At 75.3% G+C, this 18,177-nt stretch carries 17 protein-coding genes; 7 read left to right on the top strand and 10 right to left on the bottom strand.

What is annotated here, in order from left to right:
* The first annotated feature begins 112 nt into the window (after positions 1 to 112).
* Positions 113 to 463: a hypothetical protein gene (locus tag ABZZ17_RS15115; protein WP_356875932.1), complete on the top strand. Its 351-nt coding sequence runs from the start codon at positions 113 to 115 to the stop codon at positions 461 to 463.
* 24 nt (positions 464 to 487) lie between these two features.
* Here ABZZ17_RS15115 and ABZZ17_RS15110 read toward each other — a convergent pair whose 3' ends face one another.
* The 3 genes from ABZZ17_RS15110 to ABZZ17_RS15100 are packed head-to-tail and all read right to left on the bottom strand — an operon-like array spanning position 488 to position 3,854.
* The gene (locus ABZZ17_RS15110; RefSeq protein WP_356875930.1) at positions 488 to 1,987 is read right to left on the bottom strand and encodes a PTS transporter subunit EIIC; all 1,500 of its coding nucleotides are present in this window, start codon (positions 1,985 to 1,987) and stop codon (positions 488 to 490) included.
* Between the two features lie 43 nt (positions 1,988 to 2,030).
* Positions 2,031 to 2,972, bottom strand: a complete 942-nt coding sequence (murQ, locus tag ABZZ17_RS15105) for an N-acetylmuramic acid 6-phosphate etherase (RefSeq protein ID WP_356875928.1) — start codon at positions 2,970 to 2,972, stop codon at positions 2,031 to 2,033.
* Positions 2,973 to 2,984: 12 nt separating this feature from the next.
* Positions 2,985 to 3,854, bottom strand: coding sequence for a MurR/RpiR family transcriptional regulator (locus ABZZ17_RS15100; protein ID WP_356875999.1), 870 nt, complete (start codon positions 3,852 to 3,854; stop codon positions 2,985 to 2,987).
* A 279-nt stretch (positions 3,855 to 4,133) separates the two neighbouring features.
* On the opposite strand from ABZZ17_RS15100, the gene ABZZ17_RS15095 reads away from it, so the two are divergent.
* Positions 4,134 to 4,511, top strand: a complete 378-nt coding sequence (locus ABZZ17_RS15095) for a hypothetical protein (protein WP_356875926.1) — start codon at positions 4,134 to 4,136, stop codon at positions 4,509 to 4,511.
* A 7-nt stretch (positions 4,512 to 4,518) separates the two neighbouring features.
* On the top strand, positions 4,519 to 4,785 hold the full coding sequence (locus tag ABZZ17_RS15090; RefSeq protein ID WP_356875924.1) for a DUF4031 domain-containing protein: 267 nt from the start codon (positions 4,519 to 4,521) through the stop codon (positions 4,783 to 4,785).
* A gap of 17 nt (positions 4,786 to 4,802) precedes the next feature.
* Here ABZZ17_RS15090 and ABZZ17_RS15085 read toward each other — a convergent pair whose 3' ends face one another.
* The gene (locus ABZZ17_RS15085) at positions 4,803 to 6,056 is read right to left on the bottom strand and encodes a Cmx/CmrA family chloramphenicol efflux MFS transporter (protein ID WP_356875922.1); all 1,254 of its coding nucleotides are present in this window, start codon (positions 6,054 to 6,056) and stop codon (positions 4,803 to 4,805) included.
* Between the two features lie 84 nt (positions 6,057 to 6,140).
* On the bottom strand, positions 6,141 to 6,815 hold the full coding sequence (locus ABZZ17_RS15080; protein WP_356875920.1) for a hypothetical protein: 675 nt from the start codon (positions 6,813 to 6,815) through the stop codon (positions 6,141 to 6,143).
* A gap of 197 nt (positions 6,816 to 7,012) precedes the next feature.
* Between ABZZ17_RS15080 and ABZZ17_RS15075 the strand changes: the two genes are divergently transcribed.
* Positions 7,013 to 7,705 carry a copper homeostasis protein CutC gene (locus ABZZ17_RS15075; RefSeq protein WP_356875918.1) on the top strand — a complete coding sequence of 231 codons (693 nt, stop codon included), beginning with the start codon at positions 7,013 to 7,015 and terminating at the stop codon, positions 7,703 to 7,705.
* A gap of 768 nt (positions 7,706 to 8,473) precedes the next feature.
* Here the strand turns inward: ABZZ17_RS15075 and ABZZ17_RS15070 are convergent.
* Entirely contained in the window at positions 8,474 to 10,528 is a 2,055-nt protein-coding gene (locus ABZZ17_RS15070) for an AAA family ATPase (RefSeq protein ID WP_356875916.1), read from the bottom strand.
* Positions 10,529 to 10,838: 310 nt separating this feature from the next.
* Here ABZZ17_RS15070 and ABZZ17_RS15065 point away from each other — a divergent pair, with 310 nt between their 5' ends.
* The gene (locus ABZZ17_RS15065; RefSeq protein WP_356875914.1) at positions 10,839 to 11,024 is read left to right on the top strand and encodes a hypothetical protein; all 186 of its coding nucleotides are present in this window, start codon (positions 10,839 to 10,841) and stop codon (positions 11,022 to 11,024) included.
* 141 nt (positions 11,025 to 11,165) lie between these two features.
* Positions 11,166 to 12,104 carry a glycosyltransferase family 87 protein gene (locus ABZZ17_RS15060; protein ID WP_356875912.1) on the top strand — a complete coding sequence of 313 codons (939 nt, stop codon included), beginning with the start codon at positions 11,166 to 11,168 and terminating at the stop codon, positions 12,102 to 12,104.
* Here the strand turns inward: ABZZ17_RS15060 and ABZZ17_RS15055 are convergent.
* Together ABZZ17_RS15055 and ABZZ17_RS15050 are read right to left on the bottom strand one after the other, a co-directional pair.
* A complete protein-coding gene (locus ABZZ17_RS15055) occupies positions 12,062 to 13,708 on the bottom strand; it encodes a DNA repair helicase XPB (protein ID WP_356875910.1) in 1,647 nt (548 codons plus the stop codon). The genes ABZZ17_RS15060 and ABZZ17_RS15055 overlap by 43 nt on opposite strands.
* 52 nt (positions 13,709 to 13,760) lie before the next feature.
* On the bottom strand, positions 13,761 to 14,063 hold the full coding sequence (locus ABZZ17_RS15050; protein WP_356875908.1) for a hypothetical protein: 303 nt from the start codon (positions 14,061 to 14,063) through the stop codon (positions 13,761 to 13,763).
* 198 nt (positions 14,064 to 14,261) lie between these two features.
* On the opposite strand from ABZZ17_RS15050, the gene ABZZ17_RS15045 reads away from it, so the two are divergent.
* Positions 14,262 to 14,732, top strand: coding sequence for an N-acetyltransferase (locus ABZZ17_RS15045; RefSeq protein ID WP_356875906.1), 471 nt, complete (start codon positions 14,262 to 14,264; stop codon positions 14,730 to 14,732).
* A 6-nt stretch (positions 14,733 to 14,738) separates the two neighbouring features.
* Here ABZZ17_RS15045 and ABZZ17_RS15040 read toward each other — a convergent pair whose 3' ends face one another.
* Both ABZZ17_RS15040 and ABZZ17_RS15035 read right to left on the bottom strand, forming a co-directional pair.
* Positions 14,739 to 15,329 carry a DUF4291 domain-containing protein gene (locus ABZZ17_RS15040; protein WP_356875904.1) on the bottom strand — a complete coding sequence of 197 codons (591 nt, stop codon included), beginning with the start codon at positions 15,327 to 15,329 and terminating at the stop codon, positions 14,739 to 14,741.
* 321 nt (positions 15,330 to 15,650) lie between these two features.
* Positions 15,651 to 18,095 carry a helicase C-terminal domain-containing protein gene (locus ABZZ17_RS15035; protein ID WP_356875902.1) on the bottom strand — a complete coding sequence of 815 codons (2,445 nt, stop codon included), beginning with the start codon at positions 18,093 to 18,095 and terminating at the stop codon, positions 15,651 to 15,653.
* Between the last annotated feature and the right edge of the window lie 82 nt (positions 18,096 to 18,177).

Here is an 18,177-nt window from a genome sequence, read left to right as displayed (position 1 = left end):
CCGCCGGGCCGTCCGTCCGTCAGGCCGGGCCCGCCGGGCCGGGCAACCCCGAGGGCGGCGCGGGCGTCTTCGCGGGTGGACGTCACGGGCGGGTACGGGGAGGCGGCGGGGGATGCCGGAGCGGGATGCGGTCGAGCGGGACGCGGCGGGGCCGGACGCGGGCCCGGACGCGGGGGAGGCGCAGGTGCCGGGGGCGCGCGAGGTGTCGTCGGCGGACAGCATGCCGGCGATGGTGCTGCTGTTCCCCGCGTTGCTGCTGCTGCGCTTCCTCGGGGACAACGGATGGGCGTACGGGGCGGCCGCCGTGCTCGGGGCCCTCGGGCTGATCGCCGCGGGCTTCGGGATGGTGTCGGCGGTCGGCAGCCTGCGGCGCGGGCGGCGCAGGCTGGTCGCGGTGTACACCCTCCTCCTGCTGCTCGGCGCGAGCTTCGTGCTGGTGGCCCGGCTGGTGGAGAACGCCTGAGGGAGCCGCCGACCCGTACGGGGTTCAGGCCATCGCCGGTTCCTTCTCCGGGTCGGTGGCGGAGGCCGGGGAGGCCGGGTCCGGGCCGGTGTTGAGGTCGGCGAGCATCTGCTTCGTGAAGCCGAAGAAGTAGGTGGCGAGGAACCCGGCGAGGTAGCCGACGGCGAGGCCGCCCGCGTAGACGGCGATGGTGGCGCCCATGCCCGCCTTGCCGTCGAGGAGCGGGAACAGGGCCCAGCCCGAGGGGCCGATGGCGGTGGAGCCGACGCCGACGCCCAGCTGGCTGAAGAGGCCGACGAAGGCCCCGCCGGCCGCGCCGCCCGCGCAGGCGGTGACGAAGGGCCGGCCCAGCGGCAGGGAGACGCCGTAGATGAGCGGTTCGCCGACGCCCAGCAGTCCGGCGGGCAGCGCCGACTTGATGGTGGTGCGCAACGATCCGTTGCGCGGGAGCCGGAGGTAGACGGCGGCGGCCGCGCCGACCTGGCCCGCGCCGGCCATGGCGAGGATGGGGAGCAGGACCGTGTACCCGGACTGCTCGATGAGGGTGGTGTGGATGGGGATCAGGGCCTGGTGCAGGCCCAGCATCACCAGCGGGAGGAACAGTCCGCCGAGGACGAGCCCGGCGAAGGCGCCGCCGGTGGCGAGGAGCCAGTGGGCGAAGGTGCCGATGGCGGAGGAGACCTCGCCCGCGAGGAACATCAGGCCGAAGAGGGTGACGAGGCCGGAGACCAGCACCGTGAGGGTGGGGGTGACGAGCACGTCGAGGGCCTCGGGGACCCACTTGCGGCACCACTTCTCGACCTGGACGGCGAGCAGGGCCGCGGCGAGCGCGCCGAGGACGCCGCCCTGGCCGGGGGAGAGCTGCTGGCCGAACGCGTCGATCTTGGCGACGCCGGGGAAGACGATGATCGCGGCGACCGCGCCGCCGAGGACCGGCGTGCCGCCGAACTCCTTGGCGGTGTTGTAGCCGACGAAGACGGCGATCAGCGACATGAACCCGGACGCCATCGCGGCCAGCGCGGGGACGAGGGCGGGCAGCCAGCCCAGGTTGGTGAGCATGCCGTTCAGGCCCGCGATGATGCCGCAGCCGATGAGCGCGGGGATCAGCGGGACGAAGATGTTCGCGATGCGCCGCAGGAACAGCTTGAAGGGGGTGGAGTTCTTCGCCTTCCGGGCGTCCTTGAGGGCCGCGCCCTGCGCGGCGAGCTCCTCGGCGGTGACGGGCTGCTGCCGCGCCTGTGTCCCGGTCCGCGGCGCGGCGGAGCGGCCCTCCTCGACGAGGGCCTCGAACTCGGGCGTGACGCGGGCGACGGTGCCCGGGCCGAGCACGATCTGGTACGTGTCGTCGTCGACGACGCCCAGGACCGCGGGGACCGCCTTGAGGGCCTCTTCCCGGACGAGGGCGCGGTCGCGCAGGCCGATGCGCAGGCGGGTCATGCAGTGCGCGATGGAGGTGATGTTGTCCGGGCCGCCGACCAGAGGAAGGATCGCGGCGGCTGTGGCGCGGTTCTTGTCAGTGGACATGTGGTCTCGCCTTGCGTCGGGGGTGCGGGCGGTACGGGGGTGGTCAGCGGGTGCGGTCGGCGTCGTGGGCGTGGGCGAGGGCGGCGCGGAGGTGGCCGTCGGAGTCGGTGAGCAGCCGGGCCGCGGCCGGGCCGTCGACGCCGCCGAGGATGACGAGGATGGCGTCCTTGACCTCGCCGCCGGTGGCGGTGAGCGCGGCCTCGATCTCCTCGTCGGGGGCGCCGGTGGCCAGGGCGACGATGCGGCGGGAGCGGGCGCGCAGCTTCTCGTTGGAGGCGCGGACGTCGACCATGAGGTTCCCGTAGGTCTTGCCGAGCCGGATCATCGTGACCGTCGAGATGAGGTTGAGTACGAGCTTCTGCGCGGTGCCGGCCTTCAACCGGGTGGATCCGGTGAGGAGTTCGGGTCCGACGACGACCTCGATGCCGTGGTCGGCGGCCGCGGCGAGCGCGGAGCCGGCGTTGCAGGACAGGCCGACGGTGAGCGCGCCGCGCGTACGGGCGGACTCGACGGCGCCGATCGCGTACGGGGTGCGGCCGGAGGCGGAGACGCCGATGACGGTGTCGTCGGGGCCGATGCCGAGCGCGGCGAGGTCCTCGGCGGCCAGCTCCTTGGAGTCCTCGGCGCCCTCGACGGCCTTGACCATGGCGGAGGGGCCGCCCGCGATGAGGCCGACGACGCGGGCCGGGTCGGTGTTGAACGTGGGCGGGCACTCGCTCGCGTCCAGGACGCCCAGCCGGCCGGCGGTGCCGGCGCCCGCGTAGACGAGCCGGCCGCCGCGGGCCATGCGTACGGCGATCCCGTCGACGGCGGCGGCGATCGCCTCCAGCTGCCCGGCCACGGCGGCCGGGACGGTGGCGTCCTCGGCGTTCATGATCCGGGTGATCTCCAGGGTGGACAGCCGGTCGATGTCGGCGAGCTCGGGGCGGAAGGCCTCGGTGGTGAGCGTGTCGAGCTGGGCGCGGAGGGCGGCGTACGCGGTCATGGGCGGGGGCTCCTAGCGGGTGGCGCGCTTGCTGGTGGGGGCGGTGGCGCGGTGCCGGGGGGCGAGGGCCTCGTAGGAGGCGGCGAGGGCCGGCGCGGCGGTCTCGTACGTCCGCTGCGCGACCCCGACGAACAGGCAGTCGACGACGAGGAGCTGGCTGGTCCGGCTGGACATGGCGGCCGGGCGCAGCTGCGTCTCGCGGGCGGCGGACGTGGCCAGGACGAAGTCGGCGTAATGGGCGACGGGGCTGCCCGGGCGGCCGGTGACGGCGATGGTCGTCGCGCCGTGCTCGAAGGCGTGCCGCAGCGGTTCGATGACGTCGCCGGTGCTGCCGGAGTGGGTGACGGCGACGGCCACGTCGCCGGGGCGGAGCAGGACGGCGTTGGTGACGGCGAGGTGGGGGTCGTTGTGGGCGTGGGCGACGAGGCCGATGCGCAGCAGCTTCTGTGCCAGGTCCTGGCCGACGAGGGCGGAGGCGCCGACGCCGTAGATGTCGATGCGGCGGGCCGTGGCGAGGGCGCCGACGGCGCCGGACAGCTGGGCCAGGTCGAGCCCGGCGGCGGTGTCGGCGAGGGTCTGCGCCTCCTCGTGGGCCAGTTTCGCGACGACGTCGGCGAGGGGGTCGTCGACGGCTATGCCGACGGTGACGGCCGGGGCGGCGCCGGATTCCTGCTGGGCGGCGAGCGCGGCGAGGGCGAGCCGCAGGCCGCGGTAGCCGGGGTAGCCGAGGAGGCGGGCGGTGCGGACGACGGTGGCCTCGCTGGTGCCGGTGTGCTCGGCGAGGGCGGAGACGGTGAGCTGGGCGCAGCCGGCCGGGTCGGAGGCGACGGCTTCGGCGACGGCCTGCACGGAGCGGGTCATGGAGGGGCCGAGGCTGCGCACGCGGGCGCGGAGGGCGGCGGGGGCCGGGGCCTCCGCCGGGGCCTGGGTCTGTGCCGGGGCATGGGCCGGGGCGGGGTGCGGGGCGCCGGCCGGGGGCTCGCCGCCCACGCCGCTGAAAGTTTCTTTCGCGTTCTTGCTCACGTCTGAAATCTATTTTCAGCGGCGGGGAGGGTCAAGACGCCATGAGGCCCGCGTCCGGCGGGACTTAGGGCCTGCGCGGGCCCGGGGCCCGGTCAGGGGGTCTTCGCCACCCGGGGCGGGCGGGTCCACAATGAGCCCATGGACACCGCGACCCCCCTGGAGCAGGCGCTGCACGTCGCCCGCGCCCTCGTTCTCGCCGACCTCGCCGCCGGTGAGGTCGCCGATGCCGACGTCGTCTCCCTCGTCGAGGACTCGGTCACGCACCGCCGCTGGTGGGTGGAGCAGTGGCCGGAGGGGGTCGACTACCTTCCCGGGCTCGTCGCCCAGGACGTGCAGGACGCACTGCTGGACAAGTACGGCCGCTGGCCGCTGTGCCCCGTGTGCGGGCACGGGGACCCGCACGCGCTGGACGTGGAGCCGGAACTGGGACCCGACCCGCAGTGGGTGTGCTCGGAGGCGGGCGTACGGGTGGCGGCGGTGGGCGGCCTCGGCCCCGTCTTCCATCCGGGCCGGTGAGCCGCCCGTGACCGTGTACATCGACCCGCCGGTCTGGCCCGGGCACGGCCGCATGTGGTCGCACCTGGTCAGCGACGTCTCGTACGAGGAACTGCACGCCTTCGCGGAGTCCATCGGCTGCCCGGCGCGCGCCTTCGAACGGGACCACTACGACGTGCCCTCGCACCGCTACGCCGACGCGGTCGGGGCGGGGGCGGTGGAGATCGGCAGCAAGGAACTGGTCCGCCGGCTGACGGACGCGGGCCTCCGCCGCCCCAAGGGCCGCCCGGCCTGAGCCGGCCGGGCGGGGGCTCAGCCGCGGGCGGCTTCGGCGGCTTCCGCGGCTCCGGTCACTCCGGCCGCCGCGGCACGGGCCGGGGCGGGCTGCGAGCCGCCGACCACGCGGGTGGCGCGGTGCGGGGTGCGGCGGTCCAGGCGGAGGGCGGCGACGGCCAGGCCGATCGCGACGACCGTCATGGCGGCTCCGGCCCAGGCGGTCGAGGCGAAGCCGTACCCGGCGTCGATGACGGTGCCGCCGAGCCACGGCCCGCCCGTGTTGCCCAGGTTGAACGCGGCCGTGGTGGTGGCCCCGGCGAGCGTGGGGGCGGCCCCGGCGACGTTGAACATGCGGGCGTTCAGCGCGGGCGCGGTGAAGAACGCCGAGACGCCCATCAGGAACGACAGGCCCACGGCCGCGACCTGCACGGACGCCAGCAGGGCCAGCGCCGTCAGGAAGACCGTCGAGGCGGTGATGCCCCAGATCATCACCCCGAAGAGGTGCGCGTCGGCGACCCGCCCGCCGATGGTGGTGCCGATCAGCGCGCCCACGCCGAAGAGGCCCAGGATCCAGGGGACCCACCGCGAGTCCAGCCCGGCCACGTCCGTGAGCAGCGGCGACAGGTAGCTGAACGCGCAGAAGATGCCGCCCGCGGCCAGCGCGGTCACGCCGATCGACAGCCACACCTGGCGGTCGCGGTAGATGCGCAGCTCACGGCCGAGGCGGGGCTTCTCGGCGGGCAGCGGGATCTTCGGGATCAGCGCCAGGATGCCGACGAGGGCGATCGCGGAGGCCGCGCCGACCGACCAGAACGCGGAACGCCAGCCGAGGTGCTCGCCGAGGAAGGCGCCAGCGGGGACGCCGAGGACGTTCGCGATGGACAGGCCGCCGATCATGACGGCCATGGCGCGGGCGCGCTGGTCCTTGTCGACCATGGCGATGGCGACGGCCGCGCCGACGGCCCAGAACCCGGCGCAGGCCAGCGCGGACACCACGCGGGAGGCGAAGAGCAGCCCATACGTGGGGGCCAGCGCGCCGGCCACCTGCCCGAGGCCGAAGAGGCTGATCAGGGCGACGAGGGTGGTGCGGCGCGGCAGCCGCAGCGTGGCGACGGCCAGCAGCGGGGCGCCGATGACCATGCCGATCGCGAAGGCGGATATGAGCAGGCCCGCCTGGGGGATCGTGACGCCCATGTCCTCGGCGATCGGTGGGAGGAGCCCCGAGAGCATGAACTCGCTGGTACCGAGTGCGAAGACGGACAGGCCGAGGACGTACACGGCGACGGGCATGCGGGTGCGTGCTGATGAGGCTGCGGGCATGACATACACAAACCAGGTCTTAGCGGGGCGCATTCCCGTGTGACGGTCCGTATGTCAGGTCACGTCGGTGAGGGCGTCGAGCTCGGCGGCCAGGTTGCGGCGGGCCGGGGCCTCCCAGTGGGCGGTGCCGTACGGGGTGCGGAAGAGGCGGGGGAGGGCGATGAGCTGGCGCAGCACGGCGGCGCGGCCGGCGCGGAAGGCGTCGTCCGGGACGAATCCGTACTCCGCGCGGACGGCGGCGGCGTAGGCGGCGTACGCGTCCGGGGTTCCGGCGAGGACGGCGAGGTCGGCGTCGCAGAGGGCCTCGCCGTTGGTGTCGCCGGGGGCGGGGTCGTGGGTGACGGTCAGCCGGACCAGGCGGGCCGTCTCGGCGGTGCGGGCGGGGTCGACGCCGAGCTCGGGGAGGGCGCGTTCGGCGAGGACCGCGCTGCGCTCCTCGTTCTCGGAGCGGTCGGGCCGGTACACGGCGTCGTGGAACCAGGCCGCGAGCTCGACGGCGGCCGGGTCGGCGGCGTGGCCCGCCAGTACGTCGATCCGCGCGAGGACGTCGGCGAGGTGGGTGGTGGTGTGGTACTCGCGCTGCGGCTCGGCCCAGGCGGTGAGGAGCCGGTCGGCGTAGGGGGCGGGGTCGACGGCGGGGTCCGCGCCGGCGGCGGTGACGGTCGCCCGCCAGCGCGCGCGGAGGTCCTCGTCCTGTGGGGTGTCGGTGTGCTCGGGGGCCGTGTTCATGCGCACATTGTGGGGGTGGCGTGATTGTGCTGGTGGGGTGGGGGCGGGGGGCCGTACCCTGGATATTGGACTAGACCTATTTTCCGTACCGGCCCGTACGGCCTGTACCGGCCTGTACCGGCCCGTACCGGCCCGGCTCGGGTCACTCGGGTCACTCGGGTCATACGAGCAGATTTCTTTCCTAAGGATGGGATCACATGAGCAACCGTGCGCTCCTGGAGGTGATCGCCCTCGACGTGGAGGACGCGGTCGCCGCCCAGGCCGGTGGAGCGGACCGACTCGAACTGGTCACCGACATGGCCGCCGACGGGCTCACCCCGCCGCGCGAGACCTTCGCGGCGATCAGGGCGGCGGTCGACATCCCGCTGCGCGTGATGCTCCGCAGGACGGACGGGTTCGCCGCGGGTGCCCTGGCCGGGCTGGTGGAGGCGGCGCGGGGGCTGCGGGCGGAGGGCGCGGAGGAGTTCGTACTCGGGTTCCTGAACCCGGACGGCAGTGCGGACGTGGAGGCGGTGGAGGCGGTGGTGGCGGAGCTCGACGGCTGCCGGTGGACCTTCCACCGGGCGATCGACCGCTCCGCGGACCGGGACCAGCTGCGGAAGGCGCTCGCGGACCTGCCCGGGCTGGACACGTACCTGACGGCCGGGTCGGCGGCGGGGGTGTCGGAGGGGAAGCCGGTGCTGCTGGCCGAGGCGGCGCGGTCGGGGGCCGGCGAGCCGGGGTACGGGGCGCGGATCCTGGTCGGCGGGGGGCTGTCCCTCGCGCACCTGCCGAGGCTGCGGGAGGCCGGGATCGACGCGTTCCACATCGGGGGCGCGGCCCGGCCGTCGGGCTGGGACCAACCGGTCTCGGCGGCGGCGGTGGCGCAGTGGCGGGGGGCGGTGGGGTAGGGCGGTGGGGTAGGGCCCACCCTGCCTCTGCCCTGGCCGGGCGGGGGGTGGTGCCGTTCCCCGGTGGGGGGGCTGCGGGTGGGGCCGGGGGCGGGGCCGGGGTGGGGGGTCGTCCGGGGCGGGCATGATTTATGGCGCCTTGTCGGGAGTGCCTTGTCGGACGGGGCAGGGCGCCAACAAATCACGTTTTAGCCCCGGCCGACCCCCCACCCCGTCCCCACCCCCGGCCCGGGACCGTTCCGGGACGGTTCCGGGGCGGGGGTGGGTGCGGGTGCGGGTGCGGGGTCGGTTCCGGGTTGGGACGGGTCGGTTCCGGGTTGGGCCGCTTCGCGGCCATCGCGGCCATCGCGGCTCCCGTGGGTCCCGTGGGTCCGGTGGCTCCCGTGGGTCCGGTGGGTCGCTTCGCTGCGATCGCGGCGCCCGTGAGGCCGGGGGGCCGCTTCGTGGCGATCGCGGCTCCCGTGAGGCCCGTCGGCTGCTTCAGTCCCGCTGGCATGTCCGGCTGGCGCCGGGGCCTGCTGTCTTGTCGGCCTTGCTGGCCCATTCCGGCCTCGTCGGCCCACTTCAGCCTCGCCGGCGTTTGAGGCGCGGGGTCTGGGGCGGAGCCCCAGGGTTCCCCGGCTCCGCCGGGCCGGCTTGCGTAGGGTCCGCTGCGTTGCCGGCCCGCTTCAGCCTCGCCGGCGCTTGAGGCGCGGGGGCTGGGGCGGAGCCCCGGGAACCTCCGGTGTTGGTTGGGGCCCCGGCCCGCCGGTGGTTGAGGCGTGGGGGTCAGGTCAGGGGTGTGGGGAGGGGGGTTGAGTGGAGGGTCGTCAGGCCGGAGACGGCTCGGGTGAGGCAGACGTACAGGCGGCGGAGCCCCGTGCGTTCGTCCGGCTCGGCGTCGACGATGGCCGCCGGCTCGTCGAGGACGACGTAGTCGTACTCCAGGCCCTTCGCCAGCGACGCCGGCACCAGCGTCAGCCGTGACTGCGCCGTGGTCTCCTCGCCGGGCGCCAGGTACGGCAGGCCCGCCTCCAGGAGGGCTTCCGCCAGCGCCGGGATCCGGGCGTCCGCCGCGATCAGGCCGATCGAGCCCTCGTGCGCGAGCGAGGCCCGGCAGGCGTCGACCACGGCCGGCGTGAGGTCGGTGGTGTGCGTGACCGTCAGGGACCCGGGGGTCTCGCGGACCGAGGAGACGGGGGCCAGCCCCGGGGAGATCGCCGGCAGCAGCCGGGACGCGTACGCGATGACCTCGCGCGGCACGCGGAAGCCCGCCGTGAGTTCCTCGACGACCGCCTCCGGCTTGCCCAGGTGCGTCAGGGCCTCGTCCCAGCTCCGCGTCGCCCACGCGGTCGTGCCCTGCGCGAGGTCGCCGAGGATCGTCGCCGAGCCCGTCGTGCAGCGCCGGCCCACGGCCCGGTACTGCATGGGGGACAGGTCCTGGGCCTCGTCGAGGACGACGTGCCCCAGGGAGTGGGTGCGTTCCACCAGGTCGGCGGCCTCGTCGATGAGGACCAGGTCCGCCGCCGACCACTTCGCCGACTTCGCGCTGCGGTACGGCTTGGGCCACAGCAGGAGCTTCTGCTCGTCGGCGGTGAGGACGCCCTCGGCGTGGACCGCGAGGAACTCCGGGTCGGACAGCAGCCGCAGCACCAGCTTGGCCGGGTCCACCGGCGGCCAGATCTCCTTCACGGCCGCCTTGACGGCCGCGTTGCGGGCCACCGCGTCCTGCACGCGGTCGTCGGGGGCCTCGCCCGCCTGCTCCATGCGGACGAGGATCTGGTGCGCGATGCGCTGCGGCAGCGCCTCGCGGGCCGCGCCGTAGCGGATGTCGCGCTTCTGGAGCTCCTCGACGATCTCCGCGAGCTCGTACGCCGGGACGCGCCAGCGGCGCGAGCCGCGCACCACCATCAGGGGCTCGGTGGGCGGGGTGACGTGCGAGCGGACGGCGTCGCGCAGGACGCGGGCCATCCGGGCGTCGCCCTTGACCACGGCCGTCGCGGCCTCGTCGGCGCCGCGCACCTCCAGACCGGGGCGGGTGACGAGGTCGTCGACGGTGGCCTGCTTGACCTCCAGCTCGCCCAGCGCCGGCAGGACCTGCTCGATGTAGTGGAGGAAGGAACGGTTCGGCCCGATGACGAGGGTGCCGGTGCGGGCGAGGCGGTCGCGGTGCGCGTAGAGGAGGTACGCGACGCGGTGCAGGCCGACGGCGGTCTTCCCGGTGCCGGGGCCGCCCTGTACACAGACGGATCCGGACAGGCCGGAGCGGACGATCTCGTCCTGCTCCGGTTGGATCGTCGCGACGATGTCGCGCATGGGGCCGACGCGGGGGCGCTCGATCTCCTGCTGGAGGAGCTTGCTGACGGCGGCGGCCTCGGCGGGGTCGGAGAGGTGCTCGTCCTCGTACGCGGTCAGTTCGCCGCCCGTGTACCCGAAGCGGCGGCGCAGGGCGACGTCCTGCGGGTCCGCCTTGGAGGCGCGGTAGAACGGCTGGGAGACGGGCGCGCGCCAGTCGATGACCATCGGGTCGCCGTCGGCGTCGTGGACGTGGCGGCGGCCGATGTAGAACTGCTCGCCCTCGGCGCCCTCGGCCAGCTCCGCGCCGGGCGCGTGCAGGTAGTCGAGGCGGCCGAAGAACAGCGGGGTGTGGGCGAGGTCGGCCAGGGCCTTGATGCGGTCGTCGATCTGCGCCTGGAGGACGATGGCGTTGACCCAGTTCGCGGTGACGTCGCGGATGTCGAGGGCCTCGACGTCCTCGCGCATCGCGCGGAGGGCGGAGCGGGAGGCGGTCAGGTGGGACCGTTCGCGGGCGAGCGGGTCGGATTCGGGGGCGTGCGCGGGCACGGGACTGCCTCCAGCTGCTGGTACGGAACAGATGCCCGCCGGTTTCCGTGCGGCGGGCGGCTCTCCCCGATGGGGCGGCGGGAGGCGGCAAGAGCGGAGATTCTAGTCACCGGGGGCGCGGCGCGCGAACGGTTATCCGGGCCGGAAGTCCTGGGGTGACAGGACCCCCGTACGGGTGTCATACGGGAGAGGGTCAGACCTTGGAGCCATTCCCTAGGGGGTGGCGTGGGTCGTGAGGAGGACACGGGAGGCCCGGGGATTCCCTCCGCAGGGCGATGCGCGGGGAGGGGGCGGGACGGACCATGGATACATGAGCACCGCAACCTTCACCCCGATCCGGGGCGGCCGCCCGAGCGGCGCCACCGCCACCTCCGACCACCGTTCCCGTCACGGCCTCGGCAGCGTCCTGCGCGCCGCGAAGGTCTTCGCCGCCACCGCGGTGAGCGTCGTCGTCCTCGGTGAATACGCCGAGGACGCGGGCGTCATACGCCGCTGACCGGTCCCCTCCACCGGCCGGGGACCGCAGGGGCCGTAGGCGGCCCGGCGCCGGGGTTCCTGCCGTCCGGGGGCGTGACCTTGCGCGGGCCGTGGCCTGATCCCGGCGGCACCGGCGCGCTGATCCACTAGGGTCACGCGCGTGACCCGGAGCTCCGATCCCGACCGCTCGCCGTCGCCCCTCGCCGGTCTGCTGGTCACGGGCTCGCTGCTGGCCCTGGGCGTGCTGTGCATCGCCCTGCGCGTGCCGATGGCCGAGGCCCTCGTCCACGGTTTCTCCGCCGCCGAGTGGCATCCGCCCGCCGCCTATCCGCCGTTCGCCGCGATCCTGTTCACGCCGGCCGCCTGGCTGCCGCCCGGCGTACTGAAGGCCGTGCTCGTCCTCGGCAACGCAGGCCTGCTCGCCCTGCTGATCCTGCTGTCCTGCCGCCTCGCGGGAATGAGGGGCCGGCCGGGCCCCGTCCTGGCCGCCACCATCGCCGGGCTGTGGCTGGAGCCGCTGTTCCAGACCCCGCTGCCCGGCCAGATCAACCTGGCGCTCGCCTGCCTGGCCGTCTGGGACCTGGGCCGGGCGCGCACCGCCCTCGGCAGGGGCTTCGCGCTGGGCACCGCCGCCGGGATCACCCTCACTCCGGCGGTCTTCATCCCGTACCTGCTGCTGACCGGCCGGGTCCGGGCCGGGCTGACCGCCCTGGCCGGGTTCGCCGGGACCGGCCTGCTGGGCCTGCTGGTGCTCCCGCAGGCCTCCGCCGACTTCTGGGCCCGGCACCTCCCCCGGACCGGGCGGGACCTGCTGCTCCACTGGCCCCACCTGTGGGTGTGGGCCGTTCCGCTGCTGGCCGTCCTCACCGCCGCCCTGGGCCGCCGCCGCGCCCGGGCCGCGCTGCGGTGCGGGGACCAGGGCCCCACGCGCCCGGCCGCCGCCCCGGCGTGCCCCGCCCCGGGAGGGGCGGTCGGGCGCGGGGCGGCCGGGCGTGGGGAGGTCGCTGTCCCGGGGCGGGGCGACGCGCGGTCGGGGAGGGGCGGCGGGGTGTGCGGTCAGCCGTCGGCCAGCAGTTCGTCGGCGTCCATGATCCGGTAGGCGTAGCCCTGCTCCGCCAGGAAGCGCTGGCGGTGGGCGGCGAAGTCCTGGTCGATGGTGTCGCGCGCGACGACCGAGTAGAACCGCGCCTCGTGCCCGTCCGCCTTCGGGCGCAGCACCCGGCCGAGGCGCTGCGCCTCTTCCTGGCGGGAGCCGAACGTGCCGGACACCTGGATGGCGACGGTCGCCTCGGGCAGGTCGATGGAGAAGTTCGCGACCTTCGAGACGACCAGCACGCTGATCTCGCCCTCGCGGAAGGCGTTGAAGAGCTTCTCGCGCTGCGCGTTGGAGGTCTCGCCCTTGATGACGGGCGCGTCCAGGTGTTCGCCGAGCTCGTCGAGCTGGTCGATGTACTGCCCGATGACCAGCGTCTGCTCGCCCTGGTGCTTGCGCACCAGTGCCTCCGTGACCTTCCGCTTCGTCGCGGTCGTCGCGCAGAAGCGGTACTTCTCCTCCGTCTCGGCGGTCGCGTACGCGAGCCGCTCCGACTCGGTGAGGTTGACCCGGACCTCGACGCAGTCGGCGGGCGCGATGTAGCCCTGCGCCTCGATCTCCTTCCACGGGGCGTCGAACCGCTTGGGCCCGATGAGGGAGAAGACGTCCGACTCGCGGCCGTCCTCGCGCACGAGGGTGGCGGTCAGGCCGAGGCGGCGTCGGGCCTGGAGGTCGGCGGTGAACTTGAAGACCGGCGCGGGCAGCAGGTGGACCTCGTCGTAGAGGATCAGGCCCCAGTCACGGGAGTCGAACAGCTCCAGGTGCGGGTAGACGCCCTTCCGCTTGGTCGTCAGGACCTGGTAGGTGGCGATCGTGACGGGCCGGATCTCCTTGCGGGTGCCGGAGTACTCGCCGATCTCCTCCTCCGTCAGCGAGGTCCGCTTGACCAGCTCGTGCTTCCACTGGCGGGCGGAGACGGTGTTGGTGACCAGGATCAGCGTGGTCGCCCGCGCCTTGGCCATGGCGCCGGCGCCGACCAGCGTCTTGCCCGCGCCACAGGGCAGCACGACCACCCCGGAGCCGCCGTGCCAGAAGCCCTCGACGGCCTGCTGCTGGTAGGGGCGCAGCGCCCAGCCGTCCTCGACGAGGTCGATCGGGTGCGCCTCGCCGTCGACGTACCCGGCGAGGTCCTCGGCCGGCCAGCCCAGCTTGAGGAGGGTCTGCTTGATCTGCCCGCGCTCGGAGGGGTGCACGGCGACGGTGTCGGGGTCGAGCCGGGCGCCGACCAGCGGTGCGACCTTCTTGGACCGCAGGATCTCCTCCAGCACCGGCCGGTCGGTGCTGGTCAGGACCAGCCCGTGGACGGGGTGCTTGGACAGGGTGAGGCGGCCGTACCGGGCCATCGTCTCGGCGACGTCGACGAGCAGCGCGTGCGGGACGGGGTAGCGGGAGAACTCGACGAGCGCGTCGACGACCTGCTCGGCGTCGTGCCCGGCGGCCCGGGCGTTCCACAGGCCGAGCGGGGTGATCCGGTAGGTGTGGATGTGCTCGGGAGCCCGCTCCAGCTCGGCGAACGGGGCGATGGCGCGGCGCGCTGCCCCGGCGAGCTCGTGGTCGACCTCCAGGAGGAGGGTTTTGTCGCTCTGGACGATGAGTGGGCCTGAGTTCACGGGAGCACCTTTCCGCTCGGCCAAACCTCCAGTGTGCCTCACGTACGGGGGTTCACGGGCGGGGCGTCAGCGCGGGCCCGGGGCGAGGCCGCGCCGGAGGAGCGCCGGGCCGCCGTGGCACCCCGGCGTCCGGGGCGGGGGAGGGGGCGGGGCGGGCCGTCCCGGTCAGGCACGGGGACTCCGCCGGGGGGAGCGCGGCGACGGCGGTGCCCGCGCCGGGGAGGACGCCGAGGGGCTCCCGCCGGATGCCGCCGCTCACGTGGGCGCGCAGGGCGCACAGGGCGCCGACCCGGCCCCGGGGCCCGGTGCCGTCCTCGGCGAGGACGCCGAGGACGGCTTCGCCCCAGCGCAGCACGCTCGGTGCGCGGGGCCGGTGGGGGCGGTTGGGCGAAGGTCCTCGGCGTCGCTCGGTCCCAGGGCCGGTCGGACTGGCGGCGGGCTTGCTGGCCGCGCTCGACGGCCGGGTCGTCGCCGCCGGGTACGGGCGGCACGTCGACCGGTGGCCGGTGGAAAAGGCGCTGACACCCGCCCGGCGGGCGCATAGCGTCCGCACATGACCGAACATCAGCAGGATTTCGTACCGGACGGGTTCGAGGTGCCGCGCACCCTCGACGGGGAGGGCTTCCGGCTGGAGCCGCTCGGCCCGCAGCACAACGAGCGGGACCTCGCCGCCTGGAGCGGCAGCATCGAGCACGTCCGCGCCACCCCCGGCTTCCTCGGCGGCTGGCCGCCGGCGGAGGGCATGAGTGCCGAGGCCAACCTCGCCGACCTGGTGCGCCACGCCCGCGACTTCGAGGAACGGCGCGGGTTCACGTACACGGTGCTGGAGGGGGCGGGCGAGGGCGACGTCATCGGGTGCCTGTACGTGTACCCCGCCAAGGACGCGCCGGAGCGGGTGCGCGTGACCTCGTGGGTACGGGCCGACCGGGCGTACCTCGACGCCCCCGTCCACGCGGCGGTGTCGCGCTGGCTCCGCGAGGCGTGGCCCTTCGACGCCGGGCGGATCGACTACGCGCCCCGCTGAGGGCGGCTACGCGCCCAGGTGGGGGAGCGGTCCCGCCGGATAGGGGGTTTCGGCCGGGAGCAGGGCGGTCGCGTCCGCGTCCCGGCCGGCCCGGACCAGGCCGTGGATCTCCCGGGCCAGCGGGGTGACGTCGCGGATGGACACCGTCCACTCGTCCGCGTAGGCCCGCGAGGCGGGGCCCGACAGGCCCAGCTGGAGGGAGCGGTACGGCAGCGGGTTCAGGTGCGGGTCCCGTTCGGGGTCCCACTGGACCCGGGCCGGGGCCGCCGCGAGGGCCTCCTGCCAGGCGGCGCGGTCCGCGTGGACGCCCGGCACGTAGTGCGACAGGCACGCCTGGGCCAGCGCCCGGTCGAAGCCCTCGCGGGTGATCTCGATCGCCAGGACCGTCTCCTGATCGGCCTTGGTGGCCCAGCCGCAGCGGTACATCATCCACAGGAACGACGGCTTGATCCACGTCATCCGCTCCCGCTTCCAGGCGGGTGGGAAACGGCCGTCGCGGGCCGCGGGGGTGCCCAGGTGCGGGGCGTAGGCCTGGTACACCGTCACGGTGGTGGCGGTGTGGGCGGCGCGGATCTGGTGGGTGGGGGTTTGGGGCATGGGGTCACCCTGCCGGGGCGCTGGCCGCTGATCCACCGGGTTTTCGGGGGTGCGGGGGGTGCCGCTGCGCGGTGCAGCTCCCCGCCCCGCCCTTCCTCCGTTCCCCGGGCTCCGCCCGGACCCGTGCGGGTGCGGCGCCGCTGCTGGGGGCTCCGCCCCCAGACCCCCGCGTCTCGAACGCCGGCGGGGCTGGGGTGGGGCGGGCTGCGCCCGGGCCACGGGCGGGTGCGGCGCCGTTGCCGGGGGCTCTGCCCCCGGACCCCCGCGCCTCAAACGCCGGCGGGGCTGGAGTGGGGGCGCAAGGGGGCGGGTGGGGTGGGGTCAGACCTGGTCTTCTGCCAGTTCGGCTACGCCCGTGATGCGGTGGAGGGGGTAGGTGCGGACCTCGTCTGCCGTGTGGTCGTAGCCGGTGACGAAGCCGCCCTCCACGCGGACCGGGGCGATGACGCGCTGGCTCGCCGAGCCTTCCGCGTTCACGTAGCCGATCCACACCGCCGAGCCGGTCAGCGCGGCCGCCTGGACCGTCGCCAGGGTCTCCGCCGCGCTCGTCCGCGGCAGCTCGCCGGGGGCCGGAGCCGCGGAGTCGGCCGAGGAGCCCGGCGCCGGCTCCTTGCGGACCGCCGTCGCCGCCAGGTCGCCCGCGCGGATCGCCCGTACCGCCGCGCCCAGCAGCGTCGCGTCCGGTACCGGCGGCCCGTCCGGGACGGGGACCGGCGCCGAACGCGCCGGGGTGCGGTGCGCGTCGGCCCGCGCCACCAGCACGTCGCCCGTACGGGACTCCGCCGCCGGCGCGTACCCCATCGCCCGCAACCCGTCGAGCAGCGCCCCCGGTTCGGCCTGCGCGGCCAGCACGGTCGGCGCGAGGCGGCGCAGGCCCAGCCCCGCGGAGCGCTTGTCGGCCAGGATCTCGTTGAGCATGCCGTCGTCGTCGCAGCGCACGTACGAGGAGGCCGCGCCGACGCGCAGGTGCCCGTGCCGTCTCGCCACGTCGTCGATCAGGTACGACAGCGGCTGCGGCACGGGGGTCCGGCTGTGCTCGGCGAGGAAGGCGTGCAGGTCGACGGCGGTGTGCCCGGCGTCCAGGGCCCGGCGTACCGATCCCGGCGTGAAGCGGTACACCGTCGCCCCGCCCTTGGACTCCACGTCCGCGAGCACGGCCAGGGTGTCGCCGAGCGGCCGGCGCAGCGGTCCCGGCGCCACCGCCGTCAGGTCGGCCTGGAGCAGGACGTGGTCCACCGGCTCGGGCAGCAGCGGGGCCAGCAGCGGCGCCGGGTCCCGGTGTTCCAGCAGCGCCCGGCCGAACGCGCTGACCGCGCCGCGGCCGGTGACGCCGAGGACCTCCGCCTCGGTCAGCGTCCAGTGCGCGAGCCGGGCCCGCAGGTCGCTCGTACCGCGCACCGGACGCTCCCAGGCGAGCCGGTCCAGCAGGGCGTCCGGGTCGGGCGAACCGCCCTCCGGCAGGTCGGCGATCAGGTCCAGGACCCGGCGGCGCACCTCGGGCGCCGCCGACCGGTCCAGGTCGGGGCCCAGCGTCGACAGGGTGCGGCCCTTGGCGTCCTGCTCGCCGACGAGACCGGCCGTACGGGTGGCCGGGAGCCAGGCCGAGGCCAGTGCCGACCAGCGTTCGGCGGGCGGGAGTTCGCACCAGAGGTCGAAGGCCGGGGTCGGCGCGTACCGTTCGTCCGCCTCCCCGTCGCTGGCCAGCAGCCCGGCCGCGTAGGCCAGTTCGATCCAGAACGCCGCCGACGGCTCGGTGGTGTCCAGCGTCGCCGCGGCCCGCTTCAGGTCCCGCACCGCGAGCCCGCCCGCCCTAAGGACGGCCGGCCCGGCGTGTTCCCAGGACTTCACCAGCTCCTCGACGGTGGCCAGCGCGGCCAGCGCCTGCCCGGCGGCGTTCGCGTCCACAAGCTGTGGACGGTGCTCGCGGCGCGCGCCGACCGGCGGCGCCAGCGGGGCCGTCCGCCGGTGCGCGAGCCCGCCCCGCAGGTGCAGCGCCACCTCGCGGGGCAGGACGACGGTCCGTGCCGAAGCGGGCAGCAGCAGACCCCGGTCCCGCAGCCACCGCACCGGCGGGGCGGGCTGCGGGGTCACCTCCCCGTACGGCGGCCCCCACACGAGCCGCCCCAGCACCTGGTGGGCCTCCGCCGGGGCCTCGTCCAGCAGCGCGGACATCCGTTCCCGGTCGGTGAACAGCCCGGTCAGGGCGGTCACCGCGGACACCGCGTCGTGGGTCGGAGGCAGCCCGACGGCCGCCACGATCTCCTGGATCCGGGTCGGCGACATCCCGGCCGTCGCCTCGGACACCGTCGGCCCGAGCCCCGTCGGGGAGGACCGCTGCGCGGACGGCGCGAGCAGCTCCCGGGCGGTCCGCACCAGCCGCAGCCGGTCCTCGTCCCCCCACACCAGGGCCTGGTCGCGCAGCGTCCCGAGCGCCCGCGGCAGCTCCGCACGGGCCGGGCCGCCCTCCGCGGCGTCCGCGCCGTTCTCCCCGGTCAGCAGCGACTCCAGTACCGCGTACGGGCACGGGTCCGGGGCCACCGCGAGGGCCTCCGCCGTCTGGAGGGCGAACCGGTCCAGGCGGTCCAGGGCGCGCACCACCGACGCGCGGGTCCCGGCGCGGGTCGCCAGCTGGGTGACGTCGCCGGGCACCGGGTTCAGCAGGTCGGGGCGCGCGTGCAGCAGGGCGGCGAGGGCCACGTCGTCGCGGGCGCGCAGCGCCTCGGCGAGGGAGCGCGGGGATGCCGCAGCGGTGCTTGCCTCGGGCACGTTGTCGCCTCCTGGTCACGTCGGCCGGTCAGTCGGCCGGTCCCCATCCGGTCAACGGTATCCGTTGCGCCGACGGCCGCTC

Source organism: Streptomyces sp. NPDC006512 (assembly GCF_040611935.1).
Taxonomy (GTDB): Bacteria; Actinomycetota; Actinomycetes; order Streptomycetales; family Streptomycetaceae; genus Streptomyces.
The sequence above is the reverse complement of the archived record's forward strand: the minus strand, read 5'-3'. Positions and strand labels throughout refer to the sequence as shown.